Annotated in this window: 1 protein-coding gene; it reads right to left on the reverse strand. The window is 49.4% G+C overall.

Going from position 1 to position 558, the window contains the following annotated elements:
- Positions 1-361, reverse strand: a 361-nt coding sequence (locus FDX22_RS00355) for a Nif3-like dinuclear metal center hexameric protein (protein ID WP_186805261.1), incomplete at its 3' end; no start/stop codon positions are given.
- Positions 362-558: the final 197 nt, after the last annotated feature.

Consider the following 558-nt stretch of genomic DNA (forward strand, 5'->3'; position numbering starts at 1 on the left):
GTTCCCCCCACGGTACCAGAGGCTCTATCTCCCCCATCACCGTGATCCCCAATAGCGCGGCCAGCTGTGCGTTATTCCCCAGTTCGGGGTGGGCATCCAACGGCAGATGCCAGCCATACAGGTTGATGTCATTTTCCAGCAGCGTTTTCAGACGATGGCGCTTCATGCCACGAATTACCGGAGATTCGCCTTTCCAGAAGTAACCGTGATGAACGATGNATGCCTGGCTTGCGGTTACGCCGGTCACGATTTTTTGCACCGTTTCTTTGCCCTCAACCTGCAAACCATTCGGTGCATAGTCGCTTATGGCTGCGCTGTTCAGCTTGTCGTTAATCAGTTGTTCCAGCTCGGTGTTTTTCATCATCGTCCTCGTTGTCATAAATTCTGCCTGCCCAATCAGCAACACAGCTTCAGTTAAAATAGCGTCCTCATCTCCGTTCGTCGATAGCCATTTCGCTGACACATCAAGAAACAATCACGCGGCCTGTAAACGTAAATTGCTTACCACCATGAGATTTTATTCATGTATATTTATGCAATCAGACAGCATATTGCAAA

The sequence above is a fragment of the Citrobacter sp. TBCS-14 genome (genome assembly GCF_005280805.1).
Classification (GTDB): Bacteria; Pseudomonadota; Gammaproteobacteria; order Enterobacterales; family Enterobacteriaceae; genus Citrobacter; species Citrobacter gillenii.